Annotated in this window: 3 protein-coding genes and 1 pseudogene; all 4 read left to right on the plus strand. The window is 57.0% G+C overall.

The features are described 5' to 3' along the window. Positions 1-603: 603 nt before the first annotated feature. The gene (locus PACILC2_RS23940; RefSeq protein WP_307860702.1) at positions 604-1,989 is read left to right on the plus strand and encodes a sensor histidine kinase; all 1,386 of its coding nucleotides are present in this window, start codon (positions 604-606) and stop codon (positions 1,987-1,989) included. Then, entirely contained in the window at positions 1,932-2,384 is a 453-nt protein-coding gene (locus PACILC2_RS29015) for a sensor histidine kinase (RefSeq protein WP_307860703.1), read from the plus strand. Before PACILC2_RS23940 ends, PACILC2_RS29015 begins: the two co-directional genes overlap by 58 nt. Beyond that, positions 2,377-2,712 carry a response regulator gene (locus tag PACILC2_RS23945; RefSeq protein WP_213531324.1) on the plus strand — a complete coding sequence of 112 codons (336 nt, stop codon included), beginning with the start codon at positions 2,377-2,379 and terminating at the stop codon, positions 2,710-2,712. The genes PACILC2_RS29015 and PACILC2_RS23945 overlap by 8 nt, the downstream gene beginning before the upstream one ends. Positions 2,713-3,635: 923 nt before the next feature. Next, positions 3,636-3,937, plus strand: a pseudogene (locus tag PACILC2_RS29820) (helix-turn-helix transcriptional regulator); the annotation flags it as partial. Positions 3,938-4,313 lie beyond the last annotated feature (376 nt).

A 4,313-nucleotide genomic window follows, 5' to 3' on the forward strand; every position in this document is an offset into this window, starting at 1 on the left:
CAACAGCCTGATTATCGCAGGAATTTTCGCGTTTTGGTTATTTTACGCCCGAAAATACTGCACTTTTGCAGCATTGTTCTTTTGTAGGGTTTCGATCTCCCGCATACCAGCCGCTGGGAGCCGGAGTAAAGTAATTTCGGGGCCGGTGGCAGTTCACAGTGTGGATGGTGCGAGCGAATAGACCCTGGAGGTTCGAAATTGAGCACCCGGCGGGAGTGGAGCGAGCGAAAAAGGCACTAGAGGCACGCAACCGGACGCCCAGTGGGAGTGGAGCGAGTGAATAGGGCCCTGGAGGTTCGCAATGGTGCGCCCAGCGGGATTAGCGCGAGGGAATAAGGCCCTGCAGTTCTGCTATCGGTCCGTCGGACGCCCGGCGTGGTGGCAACGGGAGTGGAGCGGCGAAAAGGGCCCTGGAGGTTCGAAATTGAGCACCCGGCGGGAGTGGTGCGAGCAATCGAGCGCCCAGCGGGATTAGCGCGAACGAATAAGGCGCTGGATGCGAAGCGGAGCCGAAAGTCATTCTCTTTTTCCGCCCGGGCGATTATGATATAGATGATAGAAATGGAATACGGCGCCGCGACGGAGGGAGTGACCTGCTGACAGATGACAACCTGGTTCAACAATATGAAGCTGCGCAACAAGCTGTTTCTGTCGATTTTGCTCGTCGTGCTCGTCCCGGTACTGTTCGTCGGCATGTTTCTCACCGCGCAATTTCGCCAGATGGCGCTGGAAAATGCCGTGCAGCAGACGGCCAGCAACGTCGAACGGCTCAAGCAGCGCACGTCCGATATTATTAAAATCCCGCTTATCGTCTCGGAGCGGCTGTTGTTCGACAGAAGATTGAAAACGGTATCAAACAGCCGTTACGATACCGTTCTGGACGTTTTCAAAGCTTACAGCGGGTATTCCGATTTCCGCGATTTTCTCAAGACGTACGCCGAGCTGAAAAACATTCGGCTTTATATCGACAATCCGACTTTGATCAACAACTGGGAATTTATCCAGCCGGACGATTCGATTCGCCATTCTTTCTGGTACCGGGCCGCGATCGCCGATAACGCCGTCAGATGGTATTATGTGGAGGACCAGGCCGGGAAAAACAAATATTTGAGCCTCGTCAGGCGGATCGATTTTCCGGAATACGGGACAAAGGGCGTACTCGTCATTGCCGTCAATCCGGTTACGCTGCATGCGATCATGAACCAGGAACCGTATGAGACGATGATTATAGACGAAAACAACAACATCGTCGCCTCGAACAACCCGGCCTTGTCCGGCAAGCTGCTGACCGATGCGAGCATCGGCAAGATCATTCAAAATTACGACAGCGGCACGTACGAAGAGATCGTGGACGGCAAGCTGTCCAAAATTATTATTGAAAACGTCCATCCCGCTTCCAGCCTCAACGGACTCCGTATCGTATCCGTATTTGCGGTCGATTATATCGTCGCGGAGGCCGACCGGATCGGCACGATGGGCATGATCGTTATTTTTCTCAGCTGTATCGTCGCGGTCATTCTGATTTCGCTCGTATCGGCATTGATTTCGAAGCGGATTTTAAAATTGAGCAAGGAGATCAACAAGGTGGCCGCAGGCAACCTGAACGCCTATTCGCCGATTGACGGCAATGACGAAATCGCCCAGCTGTCGCGGCAGTTCAACTCAATGGTGCGCAGCATCCGCGAACTGATGGACGAGGTGTATGAATCGAACCGGCAGAAGAGCATGATGGAGCTGAAGCAGAAAGAGATCAAGCTGAAAATGATGGCGAGCCAGATCAACCCGCATTTTCTGTTCAACGCGCTGGAGTCGATCCGGATGAAAGCGCATATCAACGGCCAGTCCGAAATCGCGCAAACGGTGCGGTTGCTCGGCAAGCTTATGCGGAAAACCTGGAGATCGGCGGGGCGGACATCCGTTTCGGCGATGAAATGGAAATTGTCCGCTGCTACCTGGAAATTCAAAAATTCCGCTATGCCGACAGGCTGACGTTCACGCTGGATATCGAACCGGAGACGACGAATATTCCGGTACCGCCGCTGATCGTGCAGCCGCTTGTGGAAAATGCGGTCATTCACGGTCTGGAAAACCTGGAGCAAGGCGGGCATGTGCGCATCTCGGCCGTACTGACGGAAGACGGCATGCTGCGCATCGACGTGGAAGATAACGGCGACGGAATGGACGAGGCGCGGCGGCAGGCCGTGCTGGCGGCGATGGAGGACGCCGAAGACCGCGGCGAGCAGCGGATCGGCTTGCGCAACATTCATCAGCGGCTGCGGCTGACTTACGGAGAAGCCTACCGTTACGATATGGACAGCGAACCCGGCCGCGGCACGCGAATTCGATTGGAATTGCCGGCAAGGGGGAGAGAGCGGAATGTATAAAGTGCTGATTGTGGACGACGAGCCTCAAATCCGCGAAGGGATGCGGACGATCATCGATTGGCATTCGTTCGGATTCCGCGTATGCGGCATCGCCGCGAACGGCCGGGAGGCGCTCGAGGAGCACGAGCGGCAAGCGCCGGATCTGATGATTGTCGATATCCGGATGCCGGGAATGGACGGCCTGAAGCTGATCGAGCGGATCAGGGAAAAGGACGAAGGCGTTCATTTCCTCATTTTGAGCGGCTACTCGGATTTCGATTATGCGAAAAAGCGATCGATTACCGCGTGGACGGCTATTTGCTCAAGCCGGTCGATGAGGACGAACTGACCGGTTTCATCGCACGCATCCGCGACATGCTGGTTGCGGAACATGAAAAGCGCCGCCAGTCCGAAGCGGAGGAGCAATGGCGGCGGGAGCAGGCGATCCGTTCGGCGGCATACGGCACTTCACCGTTGTCCGCCGATGATCCGTCCTGGGACGCGCTGGCGGCAAGGCTCGGCATGGAGTGGAACGGCTATCAAGTTATTCTGCTTGCAGCGAAGCGCGGCGGAGAAGATGACGGCCGGCTGCTCGCTTCCGTCAAGCGCAAGCTGGCGGAACGCTTTGCCGGACAATCCGCAACGGCAGCGGTGTTCCCGGCAGACCCGTACATCGGTCTCGTCATCCGGGACGGCATCCGCGGCTGCCGGGAAGCACGGGAATGGAACGAAACGCTGCGCGGGCTTTGCGGCGAAGCGGCCGACCGGATCGCCGGCGCTTGCGGAGATATTGCCGTTTCGCTCGGCCGTATCGACCGCTCGTTCGCATCGGCTTCCCGCAGGCTGAACCGGCGCCTGTTCTGGTGCGAGGACGGGGACATCCTGCCGCCGCTGTCCGATGGGGACGGCGAGACGAGCGCATCGCCGGCTCCCGATACGGAGAAGATCGTCGACGAGCTGTTTTTGGCGTTGGATATCGGCCACCGGGAAGCGGCCGCCCGCATTGCGAACGATGCGCTGAAGGCGATGGAGCAAAGCGGCATGGACGGACCGGAATGCCGCAGCGCCGCCGCCCATATCGCTTCCGCGGCGCTGCACAAGCTTTCGGCTGTCAACACCGCGGCGGCCTCGCTGTTGCGGGAACGGCCGGATATCCTATCGGACATTTACGAAACCGCCGATGCCGAATCGCTGCGCCGGCATCTGAACGGGATATGGGAGGCGGTCGCGGAGCGGAGCGGCGCCGCGCAGCCGGAACGGATCGTCAAACAGATGAAGGAGCTGATCCACCGCAATTACGACCAGAATTTAAAGCTGGAAACGTTAGCCGAAGTGTTTCATTACAACAGCGGCTATCTCGGCAAACTGTTCAAAAGCGAGACCGGCGACTATTTCAACAATTATGTCGACAAGGTGCGCATGGAGAAGGCGAAGGAACTGCTGGCGCAAGGGCTCAAGGTGCATCAGGTGGCCGAACGGGTCGGCTATTCGACGGTCGATTATTTTACAGCAAATTTAAAAAATATGCCGGGAAATCGCCTTCCGCATTTCGCGGCAAGCATTCCGGGGAATGACTTCTCCCGCTTGACCGGTCCTCATCCGTTCCTTCCTTTCGCATCCTTCTCCCGGATTCGTCGTTTTCTTGTCCGTTAATGGAATACTCACCGCCCCGCGGCTTTCCGGAGGCTGCGGGCTTTTTCGTCTTTCCATCCCTTCATCACCTCTAATTTTTGCATGAAAACGTCTCCGATCTGTCGGGTACTGTCCGTTTGCGCGATCCGTTACACTGAAGAAGCGATATTTCCGCTAGCGTTCGAGCGGTTGCGGGGTTCTTGGCGATTCCCACGGCATTTTACGCAGACAAGGAGGGGTTGAATGGAGTCGATTTCGCAGGCCGGCCGCGACGCTGCGCCGCACAAGGCGCGCAATCGAAAATTTTGGAAACGTTTT

This window comes from Paenibacillus cisolokensis (assembly GCF_018403665.1).
Classification (GTDB): domain Bacteria; phylum Bacillota; class Bacilli; order Paenibacillales; family Paenibacillaceae; genus Paenibacillus_AH; species Paenibacillus_AH cisolokensis.